The sequence below is a fragment of the Streptomyces sp. NPDC001700 genome (assembly GCF_053596435.1).
The window spans coordinates 394,585-420,578 of record NZ_JBSFGE010000001.1; the positions used below are offsets into that span (position 1 = coordinate 394,585).

General features: G+C 70.5%; 29 protein-coding genes and 1 riboswitch. Of the genes, 11 read left to right on the plus strand and 18 right to left on the minus strand.

Features of this window, described 5'->3' with window-relative positions:
- The first annotated feature begins 32 nt into the window (after nucleotides 1-32).
- The gene (locus ACWC5C_RS01810) at nucleotides 33-1,061 is read left to right on the plus strand and encodes a 6-phosphofructokinase (RefSeq protein WP_450872723.1); all 1,029 of its coding nucleotides are present in this window, start codon (nucleotides 33-35) and stop codon (nucleotides 1,059-1,061) included.
- A gap of 410 nt (nucleotides 1,062-1,471) precedes the next feature.
- On the opposite strand, the gene ACWC5C_RS01815 is transcribed toward ACWC5C_RS01810, so the two are convergent.
- The 4 genes from ACWC5C_RS01815 to ACWC5C_RS01830 form a co-directional block, all read right to left on the minus strand.
- Nucleotides 1,472-3,388, minus strand: coding sequence for an anthranilate synthase family protein (locus tag ACWC5C_RS01815; protein WP_450872725.1), 1,917 nt, complete (start codon nucleotides 3,386-3,388; stop codon nucleotides 1,472-1,474).
- A 104-nt stretch (nucleotides 3,389-3,492) separates the two neighbouring features.
- Nucleotides 3,493-3,600, minus strand: a complete 108-nt coding sequence (locus tag ACWC5C_RS01820; RefSeq protein WP_450872727.1) for a trp operon leader peptide — start codon at nucleotides 3,598-3,600, stop codon at nucleotides 3,493-3,495.
- Entirely contained in the window at nucleotides 3,584-4,339 is a 756-nt protein-coding gene (locus ACWC5C_RS01825; protein ID WP_450873237.1) for a DUF899 domain-containing protein, read from the minus strand. The genes ACWC5C_RS01820 and ACWC5C_RS01825 overlap by 17 nt, the downstream gene beginning before the upstream one ends.
- Nucleotides 4,340-4,427: 88 nt before the next feature.
- Complete coding sequence (locus ACWC5C_RS01830; protein ID WP_450872728.1) at nucleotides 4,428-4,961, minus strand: hypothetical protein; 534 nt, start codon at nucleotides 4,959-4,961, stop codon at nucleotides 4,428-4,430.
- Between the two features lie 240 nt (nucleotides 4,962-5,201).
- On the opposite strand from ACWC5C_RS01830, the gene ACWC5C_RS01835 reads away from it, so the two are divergent.
- The gene (locus tag ACWC5C_RS01835) at nucleotides 5,202-5,741 is read left to right on the plus strand and encodes an LppU/SCO3897 family protein (RefSeq protein ID WP_450872730.1); all 540 of its coding nucleotides are present in this window, start codon (nucleotides 5,202-5,204) and stop codon (nucleotides 5,739-5,741) included.
- Nucleotides 5,742-5,792: 51 nt separating this feature from the next.
- Here ACWC5C_RS01835 and ACWC5C_RS01840 read toward each other — a convergent pair whose 3' ends face one another.
- Nucleotides 5,793-5,981: a DUF397 domain-containing protein gene (locus ACWC5C_RS01840; RefSeq protein WP_450872732.1), complete on the minus strand. Its 189-nt coding sequence runs from the start codon at nucleotides 5,979-5,981 to the stop codon at nucleotides 5,793-5,795.
- Entirely contained in the window at nucleotides 5,965-6,789 is an 825-nt protein-coding gene (locus ACWC5C_RS01845) for a helix-turn-helix domain-containing protein (protein ID WP_450872733.1), read from the minus strand. The genes ACWC5C_RS01840 and ACWC5C_RS01845 overlap by 17 nt, the downstream gene beginning before the upstream one ends.
- A gap of 73 nt (nucleotides 6,790-6,862) precedes the next feature.
- Here ACWC5C_RS01845 and ACWC5C_RS01850 point away from each other — a divergent pair, with 73 nt between their 5' ends.
- The 3 genes from ACWC5C_RS01850 (at nucleotide 6,863) to ACWC5C_RS01860 (ending at nucleotide 9,050) form a co-directional block, all read left to right on the plus strand.
- Entirely contained in the window at nucleotides 6,863-7,267 is a 405-nt protein-coding gene (locus ACWC5C_RS01850) for an ATP-binding protein (protein ID WP_450872735.1), read from the plus strand.
- A 65-nt stretch (nucleotides 7,268-7,332) separates the two neighbouring features.
- The gene (locus ACWC5C_RS01855) at nucleotides 7,333-8,682 is read left to right on the plus strand and encodes a class II 3-deoxy-7-phosphoheptulonate synthase (RefSeq protein WP_385447868.1); all 1,350 of its coding nucleotides are present in this window, start codon (nucleotides 7,333-7,335) and stop codon (nucleotides 8,680-8,682) included.
- A gap of 128 nt (nucleotides 8,683-8,810) precedes the next feature.
- The gene (locus tag ACWC5C_RS01860) at nucleotides 8,811-9,050 is read left to right on the plus strand and encodes a (2Fe-2S)-binding protein (protein ID WP_450872737.1); all 240 of its coding nucleotides are present in this window, start codon (nucleotides 8,811-8,813) and stop codon (nucleotides 9,048-9,050) included.
- Between the two features lie 27 nt (nucleotides 9,051-9,077).
- On the opposite strand, the gene bfr is transcribed toward ACWC5C_RS01860, so the two are convergent.
- Entirely contained in the window at nucleotides 9,078-9,560 is a 483-nt protein-coding gene (bfr, locus tag ACWC5C_RS01865; protein WP_450872738.1) for a bacterioferritin, read from the minus strand.
- Nucleotides 9,561-9,730: 170 nt separating this feature from the next.
- Between bfr and ACWC5C_RS01870 the strand changes: the two genes are divergently transcribed.
- On the plus strand, nucleotides 9,731-10,354 hold the full coding sequence (locus ACWC5C_RS01870; RefSeq protein ID WP_385447860.1) for a sulfite oxidase-like oxidoreductase: 624 nt from the start codon (nucleotides 9,731-9,733) through the stop codon (nucleotides 10,352-10,354).
- 17 nt (nucleotides 10,355-10,371) lie between these two features.
- On the opposite strand, the gene ACWC5C_RS01875 is transcribed toward ACWC5C_RS01870, so the two are convergent.
- The 10 genes from ACWC5C_RS01875 to thiO form a co-directional block, all read right to left on the minus strand.
- Entirely contained in the window at nucleotides 10,372-10,842 is a 471-nt protein-coding gene (locus ACWC5C_RS01875) for a DUF4396 domain-containing protein (protein ID WP_450872740.1), read from the minus strand.
- A gap of 75 nt (nucleotides 10,843-10,917) precedes the next feature.
- On the minus strand, nucleotides 10,918-11,796 hold the full coding sequence (locus tag ACWC5C_RS01880; RefSeq protein ID WP_450872742.1) for a deoxyribonuclease IV: 879 nt from the start codon (nucleotides 11,794-11,796) through the stop codon (nucleotides 10,918-10,920).
- Nucleotides 11,797-11,830: 34 nt separating this feature from the next.
- Nucleotides 11,831-12,370: a hypothetical protein gene (locus tag ACWC5C_RS01885; protein ID WP_450872743.1), complete on the minus strand. Its 540-nt coding sequence runs from the start codon at nucleotides 12,368-12,370 to the stop codon at nucleotides 11,831-11,833.
- Nucleotides 12,367-14,184: an alpha/beta hydrolase gene (locus tag ACWC5C_RS01890; RefSeq protein WP_450872745.1), complete on the minus strand. Its 1,818-nt coding sequence runs from the start codon at nucleotides 14,182-14,184 to the stop codon at nucleotides 12,367-12,369. Before ACWC5C_RS01890 ends, ACWC5C_RS01885 begins: the two co-directional genes overlap by 4 nt.
- Nucleotides 14,185-14,193: 9 nt before the next feature.
- Entirely contained in the window at nucleotides 14,194-14,553 is a 360-nt protein-coding gene (locus ACWC5C_RS01895; RefSeq protein ID WP_450872747.1) for a hypothetical protein, read from the minus strand.
- A 137-nt stretch (nucleotides 14,554-14,690) separates the two neighbouring features.
- Nucleotides 14,691-16,598 carry a Stk1 family PASTA domain-containing Ser/Thr kinase gene (gene pknB / locus ACWC5C_RS01900; protein WP_450872749.1) on the minus strand — a complete coding sequence of 636 codons (1,908 nt, stop codon included), beginning with the start codon at nucleotides 16,596-16,598 and terminating at the stop codon, nucleotides 14,691-14,693.
- An 87-nt stretch (nucleotides 16,599-16,685) separates the two neighbouring features.
- The gene (locus tag ACWC5C_RS01905) at nucleotides 16,686-17,174 is read right to left on the minus strand and encodes an SRPBCC domain-containing protein (RefSeq protein WP_450872750.1); all 489 of its coding nucleotides are present in this window, start codon (nucleotides 17,172-17,174) and stop codon (nucleotides 16,686-16,688) included.
- A 46-nt stretch (nucleotides 17,175-17,220) separates the two neighbouring features.
- A complete protein-coding gene (locus tag ACWC5C_RS01910) occupies nucleotides 17,221-18,066 on the minus strand; it encodes a thiazole synthase (protein WP_450872752.1) in 846 nt (281 codons plus the stop codon).
- Between the two features lie 5 nt (nucleotides 18,067-18,071).
- A complete protein-coding gene (thiS, locus tag ACWC5C_RS01915) occupies nucleotides 18,072-18,284 on the minus strand; it encodes a sulfur carrier protein ThiS (RefSeq protein WP_450872753.1) in 213 nt (70 codons plus the stop codon).
- On the minus strand, nucleotides 18,281-19,486 hold the full coding sequence (gene thiO / locus ACWC5C_RS01920; protein ID WP_450872755.1) for a glycine oxidase ThiO: 1,206 nt from the start codon (nucleotides 19,484-19,486) through the stop codon (nucleotides 18,281-18,283). Before thiO ends, thiS begins: the two co-directional genes overlap by 4 nt.
- Nucleotides 19,485-19,598: riboswitch (TPP riboswitch) on the minus strand. Its footprint overlaps the gene before it by 2 nt.
- Before the next feature lie 194 nt (nucleotides 19,599-19,792).
- Between thiO and ACWC5C_RS01925 the strand changes: the two genes are divergently transcribed.
- The 5 genes from ACWC5C_RS01925 to ACWC5C_RS01945 all read left to right on the plus strand — a co-directional run bounded on the left by ACWC5C_RS01925 (nucleotide 19,793) and on the right by ACWC5C_RS01945 (nucleotide 24,351).
- Nucleotides 19,793-21,025, plus strand: a complete 1,233-nt coding sequence (locus ACWC5C_RS01925) for an NAD(P)/FAD-dependent oxidoreductase (protein WP_450873239.1) — start codon at nucleotides 19,793-19,795, stop codon at nucleotides 21,023-21,025.
- A gap of 79 nt (nucleotides 21,026-21,104) precedes the next feature.
- Nucleotides 21,105-21,470 carry an Rv2175c family DNA-binding protein gene (locus ACWC5C_RS01930; protein WP_398300885.1) on the plus strand — a complete coding sequence of 122 codons (366 nt, stop codon included), beginning with the start codon at nucleotides 21,105-21,107 and terminating at the stop codon, nucleotides 21,468-21,470.
- A gap of 144 nt (nucleotides 21,471-21,614) precedes the next feature.
- Nucleotides 21,615-22,262 carry a thiamine phosphate synthase gene (gene thiE / locus ACWC5C_RS01935; RefSeq protein ID WP_450872756.1) on the plus strand — a complete coding sequence of 216 codons (648 nt, stop codon included), beginning with the start codon at nucleotides 21,615-21,617 and terminating at the stop codon, nucleotides 22,260-22,262.
- Between the two features lie 121 nt (nucleotides 22,263-22,383).
- A complete protein-coding gene (gene metF, locus ACWC5C_RS01940; RefSeq protein WP_450872758.1) occupies nucleotides 22,384-23,301 on the plus strand; it encodes a methylenetetrahydrofolate reductase [NAD(P)H] in 918 nt (305 codons plus the stop codon).
- Nucleotides 23,302-23,340: 39 nt separating this feature from the next.
- The gene (locus ACWC5C_RS01945; RefSeq protein ID WP_450872760.1) at nucleotides 23,341-24,351 is read left to right on the plus strand and encodes a hypothetical protein; all 1,011 of its coding nucleotides are present in this window, start codon (nucleotides 23,341-23,343) and stop codon (nucleotides 24,349-24,351) included.
- Between the two features lie 46 nt (nucleotides 24,352-24,397).
- Here ACWC5C_RS01945 and ACWC5C_RS01950 read toward each other — a convergent pair whose 3' ends face one another.
- Entirely contained in the window at nucleotides 24,398-25,984 is a 1,587-nt protein-coding gene (locus tag ACWC5C_RS01950) for a phytoene desaturase family protein (protein ID WP_450872762.1), read from the minus strand.
- Nucleotides 25,985-25,994: the final 10 nt, after the last annotated feature.

Here is a 25,994-nt window from a genome sequence, read left to right on the forward strand (position 1 = left end):
CCGGGATTTCAGCGGCAGAAGGGATGAAAAGGATGCGGGTCGGAGTGCTCACCGGCGGCGGCGACTGCCCCGGGCTCAACGCGGTCATCCGCGCCGTCGTCCGTAAGGGCGTGCAGGAATACGGCTACGACTTCGTCGGCTTCCGGGACGGCTGGCGCGGTCCCCTCCAGAACGACACCGTTCCCCTCGACATCCGCGCGGTACGCGGCATCCTGCCGCGCGGGGGCACCATCCTCGGATCGTCCCGCACCAACCCGTTCAACAGCGAGGACGGCGTCCGCCGGGTCAAGGAGACCCTGGCCAAGCAGGAGGTCGACGCGCTCATCGCGATCGGCGGCGAGGACACCCTCGGGGTCGCCGCCCGGCTCTCCGGCGACTACGGCATCGCGTGCGTCGGCGTCCCGAAGACCATCGACAACGACCTCTCCGCCACGGACTACACCTTCGGCTTCGACACGGCCGTCAACATCGCGACGGAGGCGATCGATCGCCTCCACACCACCGCCGAATCCCATATGCGGGTCCTGGTGGTCGAGGTGATGGGCCGCCACGCGGGCTGGATCGCCCTCCACGCGGGGCTCGCCGGGGGTGCCAACGTCATCCTCATCCCCGAGCAGCGCTTCGACGTCGACCGCATCTGCGGGTGGGTCGAATCCCGCTTCAAGATTCGCTACGCGCCGATTGTGGTGGTGGCGGAGGGGGCGATGCCGAAGGACCGCGATGCGGTCCTGAAGGACGAGTCCTTGGACTCCTTCGGTCACGTCCGGCTCTCCGGTATCGGGGAGTGGCTGGCCAAGGAGATCGAGAGCCGTACGGGCAAGGAGGCCCGGACCACTGTGCTGGGCCACGTCCAGCGGGGTGGCACCCCGAGCGCCTTCGACCGGTGGCTCGCGACCCGCTTCGGTCTGCACGCGATCGACGCGGTCCGTGACGAGGACTTCGGCCAGATGGTGGCCCTGCGGGGCACGGACATCGTCCGCGTCCCGCTGGCCGAGGCGACGGCCCGCCTCAAGACGGTGGACCCGTCGCTGTACGCGGAAGCGGAGGTCTTCTTCGGCTAAGCCCTCCCCGGGCCCCGTGCGTGGGTCCGGGCTTGAACCCGCGCCCCCACCGCGCCGGGTGACGCGTGCGCGGTTTGTTCCCCACCCCGCCCCTTCCCGAACCGGGGCTCCGCCCCGGCCCCCGGCCCCCGGTCGCTGTGGGAGCGGGGCCGGGGGCCGGGGGCCGGGGCCTGGGGTTTCGTAGCCGGGTGCGGCCCGGTGGCCGGGTTGTGCCCACCCGTTCCGCCCCGCGGAACGATTGCCCACAACCGGGTCCACATTCCAGCCCCTCCGGCGTTTGAGGAGCGGGGGTGTGGGGGCGGAGCCCCCACCCGGGTCCGGGGCGGTGATGCCCCACCCCCAGCCCCTCCGGCGTTTGAGGAGCGGGGGCCGGGGCTGGTCCCGGTTTCGGGGAGGGGCGGGGTGGGGGATTACACGCGGACTGCGGCCAGGAGGTCGGCTACCAGCCTCGCCCCGTTCAGGGACAGGACGGACTCGGGGTGGAACTGGACGCCCGCGAAGCCCGGCCCGCGCAGGGCGTGGACGTCCCCGGTCGACTCGTCGCGGCACAACTCCACCCGGTGCATAGCCAACTCCGCCTCCACCCCCTCATCGCACCGCGCGGTAAACGTGTTGTAGAACCCCACCGTCTCCTCCCGCCCGAAGAAGTCGATCCGCTCCTGCGCCCCCTGAAACGGCACCGCCTTCCGCGCGATCTCCAACCCCAGCTCCGCCGCAAGCAGCTCGTGCCCGAGGCACACCCCGAGCAGCCCGTGCCGGTGCCCGGCCACCAACTCCGCCACCAGCCCCCGCAGGAACCGCATCTTGACATCATCGGCATCCCCCGGATCCCCCGGCCCGGGGCCGAGCACGATCGGCCCGTCGTGCGCAAGCGCGGCCTCCCGCACGCCCGGCGCGTCGTAGCGAACCACGGTCACCGTCAGCCCCGCCGTCCGCAGCAGATGCGCCAGCATCGACGTAAACGTGTCCTCGGCGTCGATCACCAGCGCATGCCCGGACAGCAGCCCCTCCGCCGCCTGCATCCGCAGCCAGAACGGCGCCAGGTCGGCCCGCCGCGCGTCCAGCGCCGCCCGCACCCGCGCGTCGTCCGCGAGCCGGGACCGGGAGCCAGCCCCAGCCCGTACGGGCGCCTCGCGCACCCCCAGCGCCGTGAGCACCCCGGCCGCCTTGGCATGCGTCTCGGCGACCTCACCCCGAGGGTCGGAGTGACGCACCAGCGTCGCCCCCACCGCCACCCGCAGCGCGCCCCCGCCGGAGATGTCGGCGGTCCGGATGAGGATCGGCGAGTCGAGGGTCTGGGCACCCCCGCCGTCCCGCCCGATAAGGGCCAGCGCCCCCGCGTAATAGCCGCGCCCACCCGGCTCGTACCGCTCGATCACCCGGCACGCGTTCTGCACGGGCGACCCGGTGACGGTCGCCGCGAACATCGTCTCCCGCAGCACCTCCCGCACGTCCAGCGACGAGCGCCCCCGCAGCTCGTACTCGGTGTGCGCCAGGTGCGCCATCTCCTTGAGCCGTGGCCCGACCACGACCCCGCCCATGTCGCCGACGGTGCACATCATCTTCAGCTCCTCGTCCACGACCATGGACAGCTCCTCCACCTCCTTCGGGTCGTGCAGGAACTCCAGCAGCCCGTCCACCGACGCCCCGCCCTCCGGGTAGCGGTACGTCCCGCTGATCGGGTTCATGACGACCGTCCCGCCGGACATCCGTACGTGCACCTCCGGGCTGGCCCCGACCAGCGTCCGCCCGCCGCCCAGCCGTACGACGTACGTCCAGTACGCGCCCCGCTCACCGGCGAGCAGCCGCCGGAAGAGCGCGAGCGCGTCGGTACTCGCGAAGCCCGGGATCTCGCCCTCGAAGGTTCGTCGGATGACGAAGTTGGCGCCCTCCCCGGTGCCGATCTCGTCCTCGATGACCCGGCTCACGATCTCGGCGTACGCGTCGTCGCCGACGTCGAACCGCCCGCCCTCGACCCGCACGGCGTGCGCGGGCAGCGCGTCCAGCAGCTCGGCGAGCGGCAGCGTGTACGTCTCCTCCGGCCGCAGCACGGCCAGCGGCGTCCCGTCGTCCCGTACGTCGAACCCGCGCTCCCGGATCTGCCGGAACGGCACCAGCGCGAGCGCGTCGGTCACCGCCTCCCCGCCCTCCGGCGCGCCGGTCGGCAGCGGGATATCGGTCAGCCGCTCCACCTCACCGGCCGGGCCGATGAGCACGTCGACGGTGTCGGTGTCATGCCCTGGGGTGCGGCGGTGCAGCAGGGCGAAGGGCGGGCAGTCGTCGGAGAGCAGCCGGGCGACGAGGGCTTGCGCGTCTGGGTTCGTCATGGCGGAGGGTCTTCCTTCCGGAGGGGGAGGAGGAACGACCCGCGGAAACGCCGAAGGCCGCCCCTCGGGCGGCCTTCGCGTGTGTCTGTGTCAGTGCGCGCGATTCAGTGGGCCGCCGGATGAGCGGTCCACCACCAGGTCATGGTCAGTCGCGCGAACATGGTCAGGACTCTACCCCAGGGTGCGGCATGCGTATCAGTGGCAGTGACCATGCCTGCCGAGTGTCTCCACGGGCCCCGCGCCGGGCCGGGTCCACTGCGGTACGGGACGGCTGGTCGGCCCCCAGGTGGCGACGCCGTCCGCGTCCGTGCGCCAGTACCAGCAGGCCGGGCGGGCCTCGGACAGGTACCCCTCGGGGTTGTCCTCCCACGCCTCGCCGCGGCCGTAGGGCGTCATGTCGAGCAGGCCGAGGGACCCGTTGACGGGCTCGTTGCCACGGCCCGTCGTGGAGTACGTGAGGAACACGCGGTCGCCGTCGCGCAGGAAGCAGACGAGGTGCCCCATCTCCCCGCCGACCGGCGCCGCCACACCCCGCACCGAGTACCAGGGCTGGGTGTACCCCATGAACGCCACGTAGGGCGCCACCTCGTCCCACGGCCCCTCGGTCAGGACGGCGTACGAGACGCCCCGGGCGTTGAGGTAGGAGGCGTCCTGCATGTGCCAGGCCGTGGTGGTACAGCCCTCGCACTGCCCCTGGTGCGGCGCGCCGTCGTGCCACATGTGCTGGTAGACGACGAGTTCGTCGCGTCCCTGGAAGAGATCGGTGAACGGGACCGGGCCGTCCGCGCCGGTGACCTCGACCGCGCCGTCGATCTCGACCATCGGCAGCCGCCGCCGGGCCGCCGCGATCGCGTCGCCCTCCCGGGTATGCGCCTTCTCGCGGACGAGCAGCTCCTCGCGCGCCGCCTGCCAGGTGGCCTGGTCGACGATGGGCGGCTTGGCGTTCGTCATGGTGTCCTCCACGGTGTCTCGTGCCGGGGCGCTCATCAGAAGAGACTCGCGCCCCGGCCGAAACTCATCGCGGGATGGAGCGCTGCCCTCAGTTCCAGGGGTTGGCGGGCTGGTCGTTGATCGCCGCCCAGAAGCGGGTGCCGTCCGGGACGTAGCCGTACGCCCAGAACGACCAGCCACCGCTGGCCTCCAGGTTCGCGCCGTACCGGCCGTCGTGGAACTCGGCCATCCGCCAGTCCGCGCCGTAGTACTGCGCACAGACGGCGTCCGCCGTCGCCCGGCTGGTCAGCGACTTGCCCAGCACGGGCGGCGTCGCGGCCACCGTGCCGCGCGCCCAGCCCGCGTAGAAGTCCGGTGTGATCCCGCTCGGCACTCCGCTGCCGTTCACTCTCAGGCAGAGCATGGGGAGCGTCGCGGTGGCGACGGTGTCGCCGTTGTACGGGTCGGTCGCGGAGTCGGCGCCCACCCGGACCGTGCCGTCGCCCTTGGCGAGCACGGTCCACGTCATCCCGGACGGGATGGCCGACGAGTCCGCCTGAGCGGGTGTGGCGCCCAGCGACAGCAGTACGAGCGAGGCGGCGGCCGCGAAGGCGGCGGCACCGCGGCGGAGCAACTTCCTCATGGGGCACTCCTTCGGATGGCGTCGTACGTCTGGCCCGGTCGGGCCGGTCACCCGGCAAGCGTCCGAGGAGCGCACGGTTCCATCGCAGTTTCTCCATGGCATGGCCGTAAGTGGCCCCAGGAAGCCCGAATAGCCGCTCTTGCGCGGGGGCGGGATGCGGGCGGGGTGTGAAGGCCGCGACCCCGGGAGGCCGGGGTGTCGGTGGGGGCCGTTACGTTACAGAGCCCGCGCCTCGCTCTGATGCGCGGTCAATCACCATGCTCTTCAACGGGGAGAACCGCTCTGTCCACGAACGCACCGCCGCCCCACGGCCACAGCCCTTCCTACCCGGCGCAGCAGCCGTACCCGTACGGTCAGCCCCAGTACGGCCAGCAGCCGTCGTACGGCCACCCCGCTCCGCCGCCTCCGCCCCGGCCCGGCTTCTTCAGCCGCTTCAGCACCAAGACGAAGATCCAGATGATCGTCGTCCCGCTGGTGCTGATCGGCTACGGCGTCTGGTACGGGGTGATGGGCCACGACACGCCCTCCTCCTCGTCCACGTCGCCGAACACGGACAGCACCAGCGCGTCCGCCGCCGATGTCGGTGACTGCCTGCAGAACAAGGGTTCCGAGAGCGACCCGGACCTCTCCATCGTGGACTGCGGTGGCGCCACCGCGGACTACAAGGTGACGGAGCGCCAGGTGTCCGACTACGAGTGCCAGCCGGGGAACGCGACGTACCAGATGACCCGGAACGGCAGGCCGCAGTTCACGCTGTGCATGGAGCACGTGAGCAAGTAGCGGTGTCCGTGACCGCCGCCCGGGTGTGTGGGGTGGCGGTCACGGCCGTTTCTACAGGGTGCCGTTCGCGGCGGCCGTGACGAAGTCGCCGAAGGCGTCGGGGGAGAGCAGCAGGACGGGACCCTCCGGGTTCTTGGAGTCACGGATCGCCATCCGACCGGGGATCGAGGCGACCTCCACGCATTCGCCGCCGTCGTCCCCGCTGTAGCTCGACTTGCGCCACTCAGGACTGAGTTCCATAGCGTTCCTCCATTACGTGCGCGATCAGATCCGCCGAGTCCTGTACGGACAGGGCGGCAGCCTGCAAGTGAGCGTAACGAAGGCTGAGGTCGCCGACGTACTCCGGATCGGCGGTCATGTAGCCCGCCTTGTGAGTCTCTTCGTATGCCAGCTGCGGGCTGTTTTGGAACCGCAGAAGCGCGAAAGCCCCGCCAAAACCGGCATGTGCTCCGGCCGTGAACGGCAGGATCTGGATGTTCACGTATGGGTGGTCGTGGAAGCTCAACAGGTGCGCCAGTTGGGCCCGCATGACGTCCCGGCCGCCGATCTCCTGGCACAGCGCCCCTTCGCCGAGCACGGCCCACAGCAGCGGCGGGCGCTCCCCATGAAGGATCTGTTGGCGTGACAGTCGCTGCTCCAGCCGCGATTCGACCTTGTCCTTGCGGAGCACGCTGAGCACCGCCCGTGCGTAGTCCGGGGTCTGTAGCAGGCCGTGCACCACGGTCATCTCGAAGACGAACTTCTGGGTGGCTTCGGCCTCCAGCTCACTGTGATCCTTGAGTTCGAGGGGCACGCCGAAGCGCAGCGCCATCTTCAGCAAGCGCAGCAGCGCGCCGCCTGTGTTCAGCACGTCGTCCAACTGCATCGTGAAGCGATTGGTCGGGATCTTCTTGGCGGTCTCGTACTGACCGATGAGCGAACCGGTGCAGTAGACCTTCCCTCCCAACTGTTCCTGCGTGAAGCCCGCCGCCTCGCGATATCGGCGTAGCTCCGCGCCAAGGTGATGCATCGGCGACGTAGTCGGGTCCAGCTTTCGGATGTTCGGCATGACAGCCCCCAACAACCAGCACGTTGTGTTCTTGCGGTAGCCCACGGTAATCGTCCGGATCCACCCTTGTGGCGTGAACGAAGACATTGCGTACCCGCCGCCCCACTACCACCTGACCTTCACCGCGCTGTCCGCGCACGCGGCCCGCCACATTCGCCGTATCGTCCGTACGTACCTGGCCATGTGGGGTATGCCTCACCTGGCTGAGCCCGCCGGGCTGGCCGTGACGGAATTACTCGCGAACGTGATCAAGCACGTGCCGGGCCGGAGCTGCACCGTGGTGCTGCTCGCGCAGGAGGGGAAGCTGCGGGTCGAGGTGGGCGATGCCTCGCCTGACGTGCCCGTCAGGCGCACCGCGGGGCCGCTGGACGAGAACGGGCGGGGGCTGACGATGGTGGAGCAGGTCACGGACGCGTGGGGCGTGGAGCGCAACACGGGGGAGCCGGGGAAGAAGGTGTGGTTCGAGCTCAAAGCGTGAGGCGGGGCGTCTCACAGCTTGGGCCGTGGGTCGGACACGGATGAAGACCCCGTAACCTTGTCCGGGTGACCGTGAACGCTGAATCCCACGCCGGTGGCAACACCTGGCAGTCCCTTCCCGCGGCGCAGCAGCCTGACTGGCCGGACCAAGAGGCTCTGCGCGATGTGATCGCTGAGCTCGAGGCCTATCCGCCGCTCGTCTTCGCGGGCGAGTGCGACCAGCTGCGGCACCGTCTGGGGGCCGTGGCCCGGGGTGAGGCGTTTCTGCTGCAGGGCGGCGACTGCGCCGAGGCCTTCGACGGTGTCGGCGCCGACCAGATCCGTAACAAGCTGAAGACGCTCCTGCAGATGGGCGCCGTCCTGACCTACGCCGGGTCCGTCCCGGTCGTGAAGGTCGGCCGGATCGCCGGGCAGTACAGCAAGCCGCGCTCGAAGCCCACCGAGACCCGCGACGGGGTGACCCTGCCGACGTACCGCGGGGACTCGGTCAACGGTTTCGAGTTCACGGAGGAGGCGCGGATCCCGGATCCGCAGCGCCTGAAGCGGATGTACCAGGCGTCGGCGTCGACGCTGAACCTGGTCCGCGCCTTCACCACCGGCGGCTACGCCGACCTGCGGCAGGTGCACGCCTGGAACCAGGACTTCGTGAAGTCGTCCCCGTCGGGTCAGCGCTACGAGGCGCTGGCGCGCGAGATCGACCGCGCGATGAACTTCATGAACGCCTGCGGGGTGGACCCGGAGGAGTTCAAGACCGTCGAGTTCTTCTCGTCGCACGAGGCGCTGATCCTGGACTACGAGTCGGCGATGACCCGTACCGACTCGCGGACCGGCGACCTGTACGACGTGTCCGGCCACATGGTGTGGATCGGCGAGCGCACCCGGCAGCTGGACGGGGCGCACATCGAGTTCGCGTCGAAGGTCCGTAACCCGGTGGGCGTGAAGCTGGGCCCGACGACCACGCCCGAAGAGGCGCTGACGCTGATCGAGAAGATCGACCCGGACCGGGAGCCGGGCCGCCTCACCTTCATCACCCGCATGGGCGCGGACAAGGTCCGCGACAAGCTGCCGAACCTGGTGGAGAAGGTCACCGCGTCCGGTGCGCAGGTCGTCTGGGTCTGCGACCCGATGCACGGCAACACCTTCGAGGCCGCGTCGGGCCACAAGACGCGCCGTTTCGACGATGTGCTGGACGAGGTCAAGGGCTTCTTCGAGGTCCACAAGGAGCTGGGCACCCACCCGGGCGGCATCCACGTGGAGCTGACCGGTGACGACGTCACCGAGTGCGTGGGCGGCGGCGACGAGATCTTCGTCGACGATCTGCACCAGCGGTACGAGACGGCCTGCGACCCCCGGCTGAACCGCAGCCAGTCGCTTGACCTGGCGTTCCTGGTCGCGGAGATGTACCGGGACCAGTAAGGCTCAATTGATCGTTTACGCAGGTGGGGCACGGATCACAACGATCCGTGCCCCTCATGCGTTGTGAGCCCCCGGCGTGGTGGGTAAGGTAAGGGTAACCTCACCGATCAACGCTGGAGAGTCTGCCCGTGTACGTCTGCTCATGCTTCGGGATCACCGAGAAGCAGGTGCGCGAGCACGCGGCTACGGGCGCGTGCACACCGCGCCAGATCGCCGGTGCCTGCAAGGCGGGCACGGACTGCGGCGGCTGCGTGCGCAGGATCCAGGCGCTGCTGGGGCGTGGCGCGTGCCCACGCCGGGACACACCGCTTGAGCCCGTCACGCTGCCCGCGGCGGCGGCGGTCGAGGTGGAGGCCGAAGCCGCTTAGCTTCTGGCTTCTAGCGTCTGGTGTGGGTCAGCTGCTGCTCGGCTGCTCGATCTGCTGGGCGATGTAGAGCGCCTCACCCAGCTTCTCGATCAGTTCGAGCTGGGTGTCGAGGTAGTCGATGTGTTCCTCTTCGTCGGCGAGGATGCTCTCGAAGATGTTGGCCGAGGTGATGTCGCCCTTGGTCCGCATCACCTCGATGCCGCGCTTGAGGCGGTCGATCGCCTCGGCCTCCACCTGCCGGTCGGCCTGGAACATCTCGGTGACCGTCTGGCCCACCCGGACGTGGAAGAGCCGCTGGTAATTGGGGAGGCCGTCCAGGAGAAGGATGCGGTCGGTGAGTACTTCCGCGTGCCTCATCTCATCGAACGACTCCGACCGGGTGTATGCGGCCAGTCGTGTCCAGCCATTGTTGTCCTGCATCTTCGAATGCAGAAAATACTGATTGATGGCCGTCAGCTCGCCGGTCAGCTGCTCGTTGAGGAATTCCAGAACCTCGGGGTCGCCCTGCATCGAAGGGGCTCCTTCCCATCAGAAGGGGGGAATGCCAGGTTCCGGCATCGTTGCATCGCCGCAGCTCGGGCGTCCAGCAAGGGCACGCTTACTACGAGTTGCCGCGCCGCCGCCCCGCCGCCCCCTGCCCTGGTCCCGACCACCCCCGGCGGTCTGAGAGCATGGAGTCCATGGGTCAGTCGGAGCACCGTGAGGGAGAGCTTGCGCAGCTGCCTCCGGGTCAGCGACTGCAGCGCGGGTGGCCGGTTACGCACTATGGGCCGGTCCCGAAATTCCGTCCGGACCGCTGGGAGTTCCGCGTCTTCGGCGCGACGGCGGACGGCGAGAAGCACTGCTGGACGCATGAAGAGTTCTCCGCCCTGCCGTACTCGACGGTTGTCGCCGATCTGCACTGCGTCACCAAGTTCTCCATGCTGGGCGCGGAATGGGGCGGTGTCGCGGCGAGCGAGATCATCAAGCTCGCGCCGCCGGCGCCCGACGTCACGCACGTCATGGTGTGGGCGGAGTACGGCTTCAGCTCGAATCTGCGGCTGACGGACTTCATGACCGACGCGGCCATGTTCGCCACCCACAAGGACGGCGAGCTGCTGACCGCCGAGCACGGCTTTCCGCTGCGGCTGATCGTGCCGCACCTCTACGCGTGGAAGGGCCCGAAGTGGGTCCGCGGTGTCGAGTACATGACCGCCGACCGGCGTGGCTTCTGGGAAGAGCGCGGCTACCACAACATCGGCGACCCCTGGCGCGAGGAGCGCTACACGTACCAGGAGAAGCCGGGCGACGGCCCCGAGCTGTAGATCCGCTCTGCCGCTGCTCAGTGGTACTGGTGCACCACCGCGTGCCCCTTCCCCCTCCCGATCATCCACTTGTTGACCGGGGTCGTCAGGACGAAGGCCACCGCGAACGAGAGTGCCAGGCTCAGCCAGAACAGGGCGTCGGAGAGGGTCGCGTCCATCGCACCCGGGAACAGCAGCAGTGTGCCGTTGTCCACCAGCTCCATCACGGCGATCGACACGGTGTCGGCCGCCAGGGCCACCCGTACCGCGCTGCGCATGCCGAGCCCGGCGCGCAGGACGCCGCGCATCGTGAGCGCGTAGCCGAAGACGAAGGCGAGCACGATCGCCAGGGCCATGGTCGGGGCGTTATGCCAGGCGAGTGCGGTGCCGATGGCCATGCCGAGGATCTCGCCGATGGCGCAGCCGGTGAGGCAGTGCGCGGTGGCCTGGGCGGCCATGGGCCAACTGGCGGGTGCGGGCGCGTGGTTGTGCTCCATGCGATGATCCATGCCGAATCCCCCAGGGGGTAGTAGCGGACCTTCGACGACAGGAACGCCATACCCCCCAGGGGTATTCCCGAACCCTTAGCTGTCCCGCAACGCCTTGAGGCGGGCCACATCCGCCGCGTGCCCCTCGATCCCGTCGGCCCCGCCCGGCGTCTCGACCACCAGCGGGACCCCTTCCGTGGCCGGATGCGTGAACAGCTCCCGGAACGGCTCCTCGCCGATGTGCCCGGCGCCGATGTTCTCGTGCCGGTCCTTGTGCGCGCCGACCACGTCCTTGGAGTCGTTCGCGTGGATCAGCTTCAGCCGTCCCTTGCCGGTGACGTCCACCAGCTCGTCCAGCGTCTGCTTCATCCCGCCGGGGGCGGCCAGGTCGTGACCGGCGGCGAAGACGTGGCAGGTGTCGAGGCAGACGCCGAGCTTCGGGTGCCGGTCCAGCGCCTCGAAGTACGGGCCGAGGTCCTCGATCAGCGCGCACAGCGAGGTGCCCTGCCCGGCGGTCGGCTCCAGTAGAAGCAGCGGGTCGTCGTCCCGCGTCAGCTCGTCCAGCAACGGCAGCATCCGCTCCCGCACCTGCGCCATAGCCGTCGCGCGCGCCCGCCCGCCAGTCGCCGACCCGGTGTGCACGACGACCCCGAGCGCCCCGATGTCCCGTCCGCGACGGAGCGAATGCCGCAGCGAATCGACGGAGCGGGTGGCGGTGGCCTCGGTGTGCGAACCGAAGTTGATCAGGTACGGCGCGTGGATATACACCGGCACGGCTTGCTCGGCGCAGGCGGCACGGAACGCCTCGTCCTGAGCCGGTGCGCCGGGCGGCGTGGCCCATCCACGCGGATTGGCGACGAAGACCTGCACGGCTTCGGCGCCGATCTTTTGGGCGTGCGGGAGGCCGGTGGCGGCGAGGCCACCGGCGACGCGGATGTGCCCGCCGATGGGATTGCGACTGCGGTACGTACTCACCCCTCCAGCATCCCAGCTCGGCCGGGGGCCTCAGTCAGGAGTGGCCAGGGTCGCGGAAGCACCGGGAGTACACGGCGAAGGAGATGAGCGGTTCGTGGCCGTCGAGTCCCTTCATCCACGTTGCTTCCATCTGGGTGTGTGTCTTGGTGTGAACGGCCAGAATCTCTCGGTTTCGATTCTTGCTTGAGTCTGGGCCGTCCTCCACGACTCGCCACCCTTGCTGCGACAACTGGGCCGCAAGGTTGTTCATTCCCTTCTCAAGGGTCTTGTTGTCCACGTCGTAAATAGACCAGGGATGCCGAACGCTGCGATACTTTTTCGCATCACCATCATCTACTCGGCAGGAACTGGCGGCGGGGGCAAGGTCGGTCACCTTTCCCTTGATCTTCAGTATTTCGAGCAGCCTGCTGGAGAGAGAACCGACTTCGTCCTCTACTGCTCGACTTTTGCGAACCTGTGGTTCGTAGTCCAGTCCGCTCGACTTTTCGTCCACCGAGGAGCACCCCACCATCAACATCAGGGCGCTCAGTAGCGCCAGACTTGTGCAGACCTTCCTTCCGTCAGGCAGAATCACTCGCGAGCCTCCTGCTTTAGTTTGACGTCGTCGTACCTGCCCACAATGACGTTGGCTTGATTCTTCAGGCTGTTTGAGGCGCCATTTTCTTTGTAATCCCAGTAGCCGCCATGTCCCTCGGTGTCCGTCTTCATGACATTGCCGCCGAACTCTGCATCCGAGGGGACGATCCTGTCCTCACCAAGGCCGACCGACTTGCCCAAGCCTGGTACAGGGTCATCCGGGGAGGCCATAGCCCAGAAGTGTTTGGGGTCGCAGCCCATGTCGCCGGGTGACTGTGCCTGCACACCAGGGCTGGCTACCGTCATCACGTCATCCACCGGCAGGGGATCGACCTTGGCGGCGTCGCCTATGACCGTAGTGCCGTAGCTGTGGCCCACGAGCGTACTGTGGCCCTTTTCTCCCGTGGCCGTCTCGTGTGCCGCAGCATTGCCGTCGAGGAACTGTTGGAGGCAGGGAGCCCCTTCAGCCGCTTGTTTATCAGACATGGCTTCGGGGAGAACGTCGTGCTCGATCATGGGTTGCACTGAGCGTGGCGCGTTGTAGTCGAACCACGTGATCGTCGAAACGGACTGGCCGGGCGACCGGGAACTACTCTCCCGCCACAACGTCTCACTCTTGTCCAGCTCGTCTCCGATATTGGTCTGGTCCGTCAACGAGCCCGGTACATACGTTGCGGTGTGGTCGGCGGTATCCGGATTGCCGTTGGCGATGATGACCCTTCCGTCGGTATTCGCGAAGGGGTCGAAACCGAGGAGATATGCCTCGGGAAGGTTGTTCGTCCCCGTCCTCTCGAAGCGCCTCTCGATGTTGTCCATACCGGCCAACGCTTTGTCCAGCTGCTTGGCTCGATCCTCGTATTTGTGGTGCCAGGTGAGCCATTCATCGGTGTACACCGCCTCGACCTTGGGGCCGAGATTCTTGAACTTCGTCGGCTCCGCTGGGATCGCATTCCGCTCCGCCTGGTACTGGGCACGTGCCTCGCTCAGTACGGTGCGGTTCGCCTCGTCGCGCACGTCGGCGGGAAGCCCGTCCGTCTTGCCCAGGCCAGCCGGATCCAGGGCGATCAGGGCTTCCTGCTGATCTTTGGACAGGCCCTTCCACCACGTGGCGGTCAGCTTCGGATCGCCGTTCTTGGGTCGGTCCGCGATGGCCTCCAGGTAGTCCTTCGCGCCCGTGCGAACGCCCCTGGTGTCCTTCGTGGCATCAATCCAGTCGTCGGCGGAGACCGTCAGATCGTCGTCGGCCTTCAGTGCCCGCAGCTTCGGAGCCCATAGCTCGTCGGCCTCCGTCGCTTCCTGGAGGGCCTGGGCGATGCGGTTGGCGCACTCCAGGGCCCGGGCGTGGTTCGGGTTGGGGTCCAGGTTGGCTGCCTGTCGGGCGACGGACTTGGCCGTATCCGCCGACGGGGAAACGTCTGCGATTCCGGAGACCTTGCCGCCCTCGCCCTTCTCGCCTCCTGCCGGATAGTTCACCGAGCCATCCGCGTTCACCGTGAGCTTCTGCTCATGCGCATCCGCCACGGCGGAGTCGAGTTTGGTCTTCGCTTCCCGGAAGTCGCTCGCCATGGCGTTCAGCGCCGTACTGGCGAGGCCGCACTCAACCTGGACGTAATGGAAGTTCTGGCCTAATTTCCGCAGCTGGCTGAGGGCTGCCGAAGCGGCCTCGCCCTCCAGGGCTGCCTGCATCTTGCCCGCGATGCGCCGCTCGACGCTCTCCCTGGCGTAGTCGGCCATGTTGCTGACGGACTGATAGCCGCTGGCGGCGTCCTCGAACTCCGACGGCTTGAGGGACTTGAGGGTCGCGTAGTCCACTGCTCCGCGTCACCTGCCCCGGCTCTCGCCGCCGAGTGGCTTCGTGTCCCCGTATCGGCCATTCAGCCGGTCGAAGGTGCGCTGGGTGGCCTCGTCATTCTTGTAGTGACCGTCCCCGGCCTTCTCAAGCCGGTCCTGGAGCGTGCCGCATTTGCCGCTCACGCCCCTCAGGTAGTGCGTCCAGGAGTGGTACAGCTCCCGCTGGGCCGCCCCGCTCTTGCTGCCCGCGCCGAGGTCCTTCTGCTCCTCCTCCAGCTTCGTGAGGGCGGTCCTGATGCTCCCCCGAAGCTTGCCGACGTCCCGGCCCGCTGCCGTCCACACGTTCTTGTCGGACTTCAGCCTTCCCCACTCGGCGTCGAACGTCGCCATGCGCTCCCCCTCTGTCGCGTCGCCACGACTCACAGTGATCAAAGGTGTGAGTGTAGGGAAACCGGATGGGACGCCTCTATGCGCACATATCTGCGGGTGCACACACGATTGAGGAGCGGGGGACAGGGCCCGCAGGGCTAGAAGACGCCGCCCTTTACCGTGATCGTGATCTCGCTTCCCTTCGGCGCCTTGTCGCCGCCCGACACCGACTGGTCCTTCACCTCGTCGCCCGGGAACAGCAGCGGCTTGTCGACCTTCACCGTGAAGCCGAGGTCTTCCAGCTCCCGCTTCGCGTCATCCGTGCTGAGGCCCTTCACGTCCGGGACCTCGATCATCTGCTGGCCCTTGGAGAGGGTGAGGGTCACCGTGTCGCCCTTGGCGCCGTCGGTTTCGGCCTTCGGGGACTGGGCGGCGATCGTGCCTCGGTCCTCCTCCGAGAAGATCCGGCGCTCGGCGAACTTCACCTTGAAGCCCGCCTCGCGCAGCTCGGCGCGGGCGTCGGCCGGGGCGTCGCCGGTGAGGTCGGGGATCTCGATGGGCTCGCCCTTGCTGACCAGGATGTTCACGGGCGTGTCGGGGCGGCGGACGGAGTCCGGGCCGGGGGTGGTGGAGACGACCGTGTTCTGCGGGGTCTCGTTGCGGAAGGTGCGGGTCACCTTGCCCACCCTCAGCCCCGCGTCGGCGATCTTCTGCCTGGCCTCGGTGAGCGGGCGGCCGACCACATTGGGCACCTCGGCCCGGGGCGGCCCCTGGGAGACGTGGATGGTGACGGTGCCGGTGGAGCGGATGCGTTCGCCGACGCCGGGCTTGGAGCTGATGACCTTGTTCTTGTCGACGACGTCGCTGTAATCCTGGACGACCTTCACGTCCAGACCGGCGCTCTCAAGCTTCTTCTCGGCGTCCGAGCGCGTCATCTTCAGCACGGACGGCACATTGGTGAACTGCCCGGCGCTGATGTACCAGACCCCGGCGCCGATGCCGAGCGCCAGCAGCACGGCGGCGACGATCGTCACCACGCCGCGCCGCGGCATACGGCGGCGCGGGGCCGGGGGCTCCGGGGGGAGTTCCAGGCGGCTGGTGTGGTTGACCTCGTCCTGCGCCATGGAACCCGCCGGGCGCGGGATCACCGTCGTACGGGCTTCGGAGCCGTCGTCGGGCAGCGCGTGGGCCTGTGGTGGTACGGCGTCCAGCTGTACGTCGGTGAGCGCGGCCCGCGCCGTCCGCACCTGGCCGAGGAGGTCGACGGCGTCGGCGGGGCGCAGGGCGACATCGCGCGCGGTGGCGGAGGCGACCAGCGCGTCCAGCTCGGGCGCGACCTCGGGCGCGGCGACGGACGGGGGCGGGACGTCCTCGTGGAGGTGCTGGTAGAGGACCTGTGCCGGGGTGTCGCCGCCGTGCGGCTTGGACCCGGTGAGCATTTCGTAGAGGACCACACCGCACGCGTAGACATCGGCTCGCGTGTCGGCCGTACCGTGTTCGATCTGCTCGGGGGCGAGGTAGGAGACGGTACCCAGCACGGATCCGGTCGAGGCGCTGGTGTTGGTGTCCACCGCCCGGACCAGGCCGAAGTCGGCGACCTTGACCCGGCCGTCGTCGCCGATCAGCACGTTCTCCGGCTTCATGTCGCGGTGGACGAAGCCCGCCCGGTGGGCGGCGCCGAGCGCGGCCAGCACCGGTTCCAGGATGTCCAGCGCGGCACGCGGCTGGAGGGCCCCGCGCTCGCGCAGGACGTCACGCAGGGTGCACCCGGCGACGTACTCCATGGCCAGGTAGACGTGCGGGCCGTCCGTGCCCTGGTCGTAGACGCCGACCACGTTGGCGTGCGCGAGTCTGGCGATGGACTTGGCCTCGCGGATGAAGCGGTCCACGAAGGCGGCGTCCGAGGCGAGGCTCTGGTGCATCACCTTCAGGGCGAGAACGCGGTCGAGCCGCGTATCGACGGCCCGGTAGACCGTCGCCATCCCGCCGACGGCGATGCGCGCCTCAACGCGGTAGCGGCCGTCGAGCACCTGCCCGACCAGAGGGTCCTGGAGCGTCGTATCCACGAGAAGGCAGTCTACGAGCCGTCACGGCCGCTCCGGGCCGCCCGCCCCATCTCCGGTCCTTACTGCGACACAACGGTGACTTGGGCCTCAGTTATGTGAGGCGGCGGCGAGGGCGGCCAGCTCCTCCAGGGCGGAGGTCCAGGCCAGGGCGGCGTACTCGGCGTGCCGGGCCTTGGCGTCGTCCGGGAGGTCGAGCGCGCGGATGCCGGTCTCGGCGAGGCGGAGGCGGGTGCCCGCGCCCTCCGGGGAGAGCGTGAACTCGACCACGGTGGCCTGCCCGGGGCCGTCCGGCGCGCGGTCGGGCGCGTGGGCCAGCCGGAAGCGGAACAGGGCGTCGGGCACCGCCCGCTCGACCAGGCCGTGGAACTCCCCGTGTTCGTCCCAGCGGAAGCGGACGGTCCCGCCGGGGCGCGGCTCGATCTCGCAGCCGCCGGGGGCGTACCAGGTACGGATGTGCTCAGGCGTGGTCAGCACCCGCCAGACGCGGTCGATGGGAGCGGAGACGTATGTCTCACGTTCGATCCGGTCGCCCACGGGCACGGCTGTCGGTTCGGGCCCGGCTGTCGGTTCCCTCACGGCGACCACCTCCGCATTCCACGGTAGGCCGCCCCGGACGACGGCGTTACGCGAACGCGGGCCGCTCCGGGTCCAGCGCGGCCAGCCCCTCGCCCGGGGACGACGCCTCGGCGAAGTGGCGGCGGGGGATACGGCCCGCCCGGTGCGCGAGCCGCCCGGCGGCCACCGCGTGCCGCATCGCCGAGGCCATCAGCACCGGCTCCTGGGCGCGCGTCACGGCCGAGGCCAGCATGACTGCCGCGCACCCCAGCTCCATGGCGAGCGCCGCGTCGGACGCCGTGCCCGCGCCCGCGTCGAGGATCACCGGGACCTGGGCCCGCTCGGTGATCAGCTGGAAGTTGTGCGGGTTGCGGATGCCGAGGCCGGAGCCGATCGGTGAGCCCAGCGGCATGATCGCGGCGCAGCCGACGTCCTCCAGCTTCCGGGCCAGCACCGGGTCGTCGTTGGTGTACGGCAGGACCGTGAAGCCGTCGTCCACCAGGGTCTCGGCGGCGTCCAGCGTCTCGATCGGGTCGGGGAGCAGGGTGCGCTCGTCGGCGATGACCTCCAGCTTCACCCAGTCGGTGCCCAGCGCCTCGCGGGCGAGCCGGGCGGTCAGCACGGCCTCCCCGGCGGTGAAGCAGCCCGCGGTGTTGGGCAGCGGGCGGATGCCGTGCCGGTTCAGTACGGACAGCACCGAGCCCTGCACCGCGGGGTCCAGGCGGCGCATCGCGACCGTGGTCAGCTCGGTGCCGGAGGCGATCAGCGAGCGCTCCATGATGTCCAGGCTGGGCGCACCGCCCGTCCCCATGATCAGGCGGGAGCCGAAGGACGTACCGGCGATGGTGAGCGGATCGGCGTCGGTGAGGACCTGATCGAGCGTCGTGGGGTGCGACGTTATGGGGTGAGACATGAGGGTCAGCCTCCTTGGACCGCGGTGAGGACCTCGACGCGATCACCGTCGCCGAGCGGGGTCGCGGGCCACTGGCCGCGCGGGACGACCGTCTCGTTGACGGCCGCGGCGACGCCCTTGGGCGCCTGGGTGAGGGTCGCGACGACCCCGTCGAGGGTGGTCCCGCCGGGCAGCTCGCGGGGCTCGCCGTTCACGGTGACGCTCAGGGTGACGGTCATGCGGTGTGCTCCTGTACTGCTGCCTGGACTTCTGCGGGGGGAGTCGCGAAGCGCTGAGGGGAGAACGGCCGCGCCTCGGGCGGGAGTTCGCCGCCCGTCAGCGCCTCGGCCATGGCATCGCCGGTGATCGGGGTCAGCAGGACGCCGTTGCGGTAGTGGCCGGTGGCCAGCTGGAGGCCCGGCAGTTCGGTCGGGCCGAGCAGCGGGGCGTTGTCGGGGGAGCCGGGGCGGAGCCCGGCGAGGGTCTCGACGAGCGGCAGTTCGGTGATGCCGGGCACCAGCTCGTGCGCGTCGCGCAGCAGCTCGTACACCCCGCCCGCGGTGACCGTGGTGTCCCAGCCCAGCTCCTCGCTGGTCGCGCCGACGACCAGGTCGCCGTTCTCGCGCGGGACGAGGTAGATGTGCCCGCCGCGTACGACGGCCCGTACGGTCCGGGACAGGAAGGGCGCGTACGGGCCGGGCACCGACAGCCGCAGCACCTGGCCCTTGACGGGGCGTACGGGCGGCAGGACCGCCTCGGGGACGCCCGGGAGCCGCCCGCTGAGGCTGCCCGCGGCCAGCACGGTCTGCCCGGCGGTCAGGCGCGCGCCATCCGCCAGCTCGGCCCCGGTGGCCCGGTCGCCCTCCACTAGCAGCCGTTCCACGGCGGCCCGGTGGAGATCCACTCCGGCGCGCTCGCACGCCGTCAGCAGCGCGGCCGCCAGCCGCCGCGGATCGACCTGGTGGTCGCCGTCGACGCGCAGGCCCCCGCGCACGCCCGGCGCGAGCATCGGCTCCAGGCGTCGGCATTCGCGCCCCGTGAGCCACTGTGCGTCCAGACCGAGCCGCTGCTGGAAGGCGTGCAGCTCCCGCAGATGGGCGCGGTCGTCCGCGTCGAGCGCGACCGAGAGCGTGCCGCAGGTGCGGAAGGCCAGGTCATGGCCGCTCGCCTCCTCCAACTCCGCCACGAAGGACGGATAGCGGCGCGCCGAGGCCAGATTCAGTCCGAGCAGGGTCTGCTCGCCGTAGTGCAGCTCGGTGACGGCCGCCAGCATCCCGGCCGCGACCCGGGCGGCCCCGCCGCCGGGCGCCGGGTCGGCGACGGCGGTGCGCAGGCCCCGCTGGGCCGCCCGCCAGGCCGTGACCAGGCCGATGATGCCGCCGCCGATGACCAGGACGTCGTACGGTGCGCCATCCCGGGCTATTCGCTGTGGTGTGTGCATGGGCTGGTCGCCCCCTCCCTTCGCCGGCATGACCCGGATCAGGTTCGTACGGTCGGAGGCCGCGCCAGCCTCCCTCTCAGCCCGGTGCGCCCGGGCTCCCGCGAGTGCTCTGTCCCGCCACCCTAGTACGCGCCCCGAATCGGCCGGAAGGGAGCGTCCCGGGCGGGCCGGGCAGGAGGCCCCGTGTCCGCGATACGACAGGACGTCCGGCCCGTCGGTCTGTGCCCGAGATCTCGTCGTGCGCTCTCCGGTCCGCCCCACCTGCCGCAATACAGTGATCGTGTGAGCGATGAGACGACGAAGACGATGGCGTCCTCGGCGGGTGGCGGCGGACAGCGGGTGGTGATCGTCGGCGCGGGCATGGCGGGGGTGCAGACCGCCGTCGCGCTGCGTGAGCAGGGCTGGAGCGGGGAGATCCTGCTGCTGGGCGCCGAGCCCCACCAGCCGTACGACCGGCCGCCGCTGTCCAAGGCCGTACTGCTCGGCAAGGCCGAGGGGTCCGCGTTCGACGTGGACTTCGCCGCGCTCGGCATCGGGCTGCGGCTCGGCGTCGCCGTGACCGGGCTGGACACGGCCGGGCGGACGGTCGCGACCGGGTCCGGCCCGATCCCGTACGACGTCCTGGTGATCGCCACCGGTGCCGAGCCGATCGCCCTGCCCGGCAGCGAGGGCGTGCCCGGTGTCCACCTCCTGCGGACCCTGGACGACGCCGAACGGCTGCGCCCGGTGCTCGCCCGGCAGGACGAGATCGTGGTGGTCGGGGCGGGCTGGATCGGCGCGGAGTTCGCGACCGCGGCCCGCGAGGCGGGCTGCGCGGTGACGGTCGTCGAGGCCGCGGACCGGCCGCTGGTGGGCGCCCTCCCGGCGGAGGTCGCGGCCCATATGACCGGCTGGTACGCGGACTACGGCGCCACCCTGGTCACCGGCGCCCGGGTGACCGGCATCGACCGGAACGGACTCCAGCTCGGCGACGGCACCAGGCTGCGGGCCGGTGCGGTGGTCATCGGCATCGGCGCCCGGCCCGCGACCGGCTGGCTGGCCGGTTCGGGCATCGAACTCGCCGAGGACCGGTCCGTCGCCGCCGACGAGGGGCTGCGTACGTCGGCGCCCGAGGTGTACGCGGTCGGCGACTGCGCGTCCTTCCCCTCCGCCCGCTACGGGACCCGGCTGCTGGTGCACCACTGGGACAACGCGCTCCAGGGGCCGCGGACGGTCGCCGCCAATGTGGTCGGCAGCCGCACCGCGCACTTCCCCGGCCAGGTCTACGACCCGGTGCCCTACTTCTGGTCCGAGCAGTTCGGGCGCTTCGTGCAGTACGCCGGACACCACTCGGACGCCGACGAACTGGTCTGGCGGGGCGACCCGGACGGCGCCGCCTGGTCGGTGTGCTGGCTGCGGGACGGGGCCCTGGTCGCCCTGCTGGCGGTCGGCCGTCCGCGCGATCTGGCCCAGGGCCGCAAGCTGATCGAACGCGGCGCCCGACTGGACCGCACCCGCGCAACAGATCCTTCCGTTCCGCTGAAGTCGGCCGTTCTGTGACGGCCCCGGAGGGGCCCGGGAGGTCCGCACGGCGGACGCCCGGCTACCCACTGTCAGTCCCAGATGGCAGGCTTGTCCTGTGACCGAGATTGACGCAAAGATCGATGCTCTCGTCCCCGCCTGGCTCACTCTCCCCGACATCGCCGACCGGCTCGGCGTCGAGGTGACGCGCGTGAGGCAGCTGGTCAAGGAGGGCCAGCTGATCGCGGTGCGCCGTGGCGAGAACCGGGTGCTCCAGGTGCCCGAGGACTTCATCGGTGATGGAAAGGTCGTCAAGGGCCTCGTGGGCACCTTGACACTGCTCAAGGACGACGGCTTCAGCGACGAGGAGATGCTGGAGTGGCTCTTCACCCCTGACCCGAGCCTGCCGGGCACCCCGGCCCAGGCGCTGCGCGAGAATCGCGGAACGGAAGTGAAGCGGCGCGCGCAAGCGCTCGCCGTCTGACGCCGTCCGCCGTTTCCTGTCCGCCGTTTTCCGTCCGCCGTATCCGAACCACCACCAGGCGTACGGGCCGGGCCGACCGCTGTCATCCGACGGCGGTCGCCCGTCCCGGCCCGTGCGCCGCACGACCCGGGGGGAAAGCCACCCATGACCGCACGCGAGCAGCTGGCCGACGCCCGCCTCTACCTGTGCACCGACGCGCGCAAGCGCCAGGGCGACCTGCCGGAGTTCCTGGACGCCGTGCTGGCCGCCGGGGTGGACATCGTCCAGCTGCGGGATAAGGGCATGGAGGCCGCCGAGGAGCTGGACCACCTCGCCGTCTTCGCCGACGCCTGCCGCCGCCACGGCAAGCTGCTCGCCGTCAACGACCGCGCCGACGTCGCCCATGCCACCGGCGCCGACGTGCTCCACCTGGGCCAGGGCGACCTGCCGGTCCCGGCGGCGCGCGCCATCCTCGGCGACGGCCCGCTGATCGGGCGCTCCACCCATGCCGAGGCCGAGGTCGACGCGGCCCTCGCCGAGCCCGGCGTGGACTACTTCTGCACCGGCCCCTGCTGGCCCACCCCCACCAAGCCGGGCCGCCACGCGCCCGGCCTCTCCCTGGTCCGGCACGCCGCCGCCCGGCGCCCGGCCCGGCCCTGGTTCGCGATCGGCGGCATCGACGCGTCGAACCTGGACCAGGTCCTGGAGGCGGGAGCGCGCCGGGTCGTCGTGGTGCGGGCCATCACCGAGGCCACGGATCCGGCGGCGGCCACGGAAGCGCTGGCGAAGCGTGTGCGAGCGACAGATGTCTAGCAGGTGTCGGAGTTGAGCCCGGCTCGATATTTCCGTCCGCATTGCGGACAGGAGCCCGGCAAAACCCCCATAACCACGTTGCCGGGTGGGCGCCGACCACCCGGCTGGCTAACCTTCCCGTATGGCCCTAGGCACCGCTTCCACCAGGACTGATCGAGCCCTTACCGTGCGTGACCTGCTCGCGTCGGGTGAGCAATCGTATTCCTTCGAGTTCTTCGCCCCCAAAACGGACAAGGGGCAGCACACGCTGTGGAACGCCATCCGCCGACTGGAGGCTGTCTCACCGACCTTCGTCTCCGTGACGTACGGCGCGGGCGGCTCTTCCCGTGAGGGCACCGTCCGCGCCACCGAGCAGATCGCGACCGACACCACCCTGACCCCCGTCGCGCACCTGACCGCGGTCAACCACTCCCTCGCCGAACTGCGCAACATCATCGGCCAGTACGCCGGTGCCGGAATCCGGAACATGCTCGCCCTGCGCGGCGACCCGCCCGGAGACCCGATGGCCGACTGGGTCAAGCACCCCGACGGCATCACCTACGCCGCCGAGCTGGTCCGCCTGATCAAGGAGTCCGGGGACTTCTGCGTCGGTGTCGCCGCATTCCCCGAAATGCACCCGCGCTCGACGGACTGGGACACCGACATCCGTCACTTCGTCGACAAGTGCCGCGCGGGCGCCGACTTCGCGATCACCCAGATGTTCTTCTACCCGGAGGACTACCTGCGGCTGCGCGACCGGGTCGCGGCCTCGGGCTGTACGACACCGATCATCCCTGAGATCATGCCGGTCACGAACGTCAGGCAGATCGAGCGGTTCGCGCAGCTCAGCAACGCCGCCTTCCCACCGGAGCTGGCCGAACGCATCCTGGCGGTGAAGGACGACGCGGCGGCTGTACGCTCGATCGGGATCGACTACGCCACAGAGGTGTGCGCGCGGTTGATGGCCGAGGAGATCCCCGGGCTTCACTTCATTACCCTGAACCACTCCACGGCGACGCTGGAAATCTACAAGAATCTGGGACTGCACCAGCGGTCCTGATACGGCGGCCGAGGGGCAGCCGCACTGAGAGGGGCGGGCATGGGCTGGACGGTCCTCTACATCGCTTTCGGCGTCGTGGCGCTGTGGCTGTTGGGAGAGGTACTGCTGCAGTACAAGGCGCGGCTGCGCTGGCGGCTGCTGGCCTTCGTCGGCTTTCTGGGCGTGGTCGTCGGGGTGCTGATCCCGGCGGTGGTGGTGATCGCGATCGGCGCGATCGCCTTCGCGGTCGGCCAGACGTACGTCACCCTCTCCTTCCGCCAGGGCTTCGAGAAGGGCTGGGCCCTGGAAGGCCTGCCCGGGCTGCCGGGGCTGGGCCGTGGACGCGAGCGCGACCCGCTGCCGGACGGTCCGGAGCCCGAACCGGCCCTGCGGATCTCGGACGTCGAGGACGTCCGGGTCGAGCGGCCCGAGCCGCCCACCTACCGGCCGGAGCCGATGCCGGACGACACCAGCGAGTACGGCGTCTACGAGGAGCCGTCCCCGTTCACCCCCGCCGGCGGCGGCTACGCTGACCCGAACGCGGGCTACAGCGCGTACGAGACGTACGCCGGTTACGGCACGCAGGACGCCCAGGGCGCCCCCGGCTTCCAGGGCCAGCCGGGCTTCCAGGACTCTGCCTACGGCGACGTGGGCTACGGCCAGGGCCAGGACGTCTACGCGGACGCCGCGCAGTACGGCTACCAGGACCAGCAGGCGTACGCCGCCTACGGCCAGGACCCGTACGCGGGCGCCTACGACCAGCAGGGCTACGCCCAGCAGCAGCCCTACCCGCAGCAGCAGTACGACGACCCGTACGCGGGCTACCAGCAGGACCCGTACGCCTTCGGCGGCGGCGACCACTACGCGGCGGACGCCTCGTACGGCTCGCCGCAGCAGTACATGCCGGGCGCCGACGCGATGGAGCCGGGCGGGCCCTGGGTCCCGCAGCAGCGCGAGGGCGACCTCCCGCCCGGGCAGCCGGGACAGCCCGGCCAGCCGGATCAGCCCCCGTACCCCTACGACGACCAGCAGGGCTTCCAGCAGGGGTACGACGAGCAGTACCGCTTCTGACCCGCTCCGGTCCGTTCCGTCTGATGAGGGCCAGGACGGGCGCGGCTCATTGCGAGCCGCGCCAGTCCTGGCCTTCGACGATGAGGCCCGCCACCAGCGCACCCGACATTCCGGCGTGGGCCAGCCCGCCGCCCGGGTGGGACCAGCCGCCCGCCAGATAGAGGCCCGGGAGCCGGGTGAGGTTGGCGGGGCGCAGATACCGGCCCTCGGCACCGGCCAGCGCCGGGCCCGGCACTCCGCCGCCCGCGACCCCGGTGGCCGAGGCGGTGTCGCGGGGGGTGCGCACCTCGCGCCACAGGATGCGGTCCCGCAGCCCCGGTATGGCCGCTTCGGCGGCCGTGATGAGCCGCTCCGCGCCCTCCTCGGCCGCCTTCCCGCTGGTCCAGTCGACCGGTCCGTGCGGGGCGACGACCGCGCTGAGGGTGACGGCCTCGTGGCCGTCGTCGGGGCGGGTCGCGGGGTCGTCCGGGCGCAGCACGGTCACCGTGGGGCGGGGACAGGACGCGCGCAGGCCGCTCTCGCTCTGGCCTTCATCTGCTGAGCCGAACACGGCGGTCAGCTCCGCGTCGCGGTCCGGGGCGTGCACCACGGTCCGGTGCACCGCGCCCTCGGGGCGGCCGCCGCGCAGCGCCAGGAGGACCGTGAGGCGGCCGGGCGGGCCGCTGACGGGCCCCGGCCCGGGCGTGACGTCCTCGCCCTCCCGCCATGGCTCCTGGCCGCCGAGCAGGGCGGGCAGCAGCGCCGGGTCGATGCCCGCGACCACCGCGTCCGCCTCGGCGACCGTGCCGTCGGCCAGCTCGACCCCCGCCGCCCGGCCGTCCTTCTCGACGATGCCGGTGACCTCCGACTCGAAGCGGAACTCCACCTTGCGCTTGCCGCAGCGCTCGTACAGCGCGTCGGCGAGCGCCCGCATCCCGCCGCCGACGTACCAGGTGCCGAAGGTCTGCTCCACATAGGGCAGCACGGTGGCGCTCGCGGGGGCGGTGCGCGGGTCCATGCCGTGCGCGAGGGCGTGGCTCTCCAGCAGGGCGGCGGCCCGCGGGTCGGCCAGCTCGCGCCGCGCCACCTCGGCCAGGGTGGGCAGCTGCGGACGGCGGCCGCCGCCGCGCGCGAAGAGCCCGCCGAACCAGCCGCGCCGCTCGGGGGGCGCGGCCGGATACGGATCGCCGCCCAGCACCCGCCAGTCGGTGCGCAGCGGCTCCTCCAGGAGCGGCCGGCGGGTGGCGTCCCACACCTCGCGCGCCCGGTTGACCAGATCGCTCCAGCGCTCGCCCGCGCCCGCGCCGAAGGCGCCGTCCAGCGCCTGGAGCACCCCGGCGCGCGACGCGTTGGGCAGCAGGACCTCCGTACCGTCGGCGAAGAGGTGCCGCGCCGCCGGGTCGACCTGGGTGAGCCGGACCGTCTTCTCCAGGCTTTCCTTGCCGGTCTTCAGGAACAGGTCCCGGTAGACGGCGGGCAGCCGCAGCAGCCCCGGCCCCGTGTCGAAGCGGAATCCGTCCCGCTCGAACAGCCCGACCCCGCCGCCATGGGTCGGCCCGCGCTCGTACACCACCACCCGGTGGCCCGCGACGGCCAGCCGGGCGGCAGTCGCCATGGCGCCCATCCCAGCGCCGATCACCGCAATCCGTGCCATGCCAGTGACT